Source organism: Cobetia sp. SIMBA_158, from assembly GCF_046566945.1.
Taxonomy (GTDB): domain Bacteria; phylum Pseudomonadota; class Gammaproteobacteria; order Pseudomonadales; family Halomonadaceae; genus Cobetia; species Cobetia amphilecti.
In genome coordinates this window covers 1-270 of sequence record NZ_JAWJYL010000403.1, presented here as the reverse complement: position 1 = coordinate 270, position 270 = coordinate 1, and the positions used below count along the sequence as shown (strand labels likewise).

The following is a 270-nucleotide window of genomic DNA, read 5'->3' as shown; positions in this document are numbered from 1 at the left end:
GGCGCACATACTCGACCTGCTGAGCGTATTCTTCTTCACTCACCAGTCCTTCAACGCACGGTCCCAGACAGCGCCCTATCTGATATTGCAGACACGGACGCGAGCGATTGCGATAAACACTATTTTCGCACTGGCGAATGGGGAAAATCTTTTGCAGTAGCGCCAGTGTTTCACGTACGGCATAGCCATTCGGGAACGGGCCGAAATATTCACCTTTGGCATGCTTCGCACCACGATGCATCGCCAGACGCGGGTGGGTATCGCCACTCA

The 270-nt window shown here is 54.4% G+C and carries 1 pseudogene; it reads right to left on the bottom strand.

Annotated elements, in window-relative coordinates:
* Positions 1 to 270, bottom strand: a pseudogene (uvrC, locus tag R2R70_RS20460) (excinuclease ABC subunit C); the annotation flags it as partial.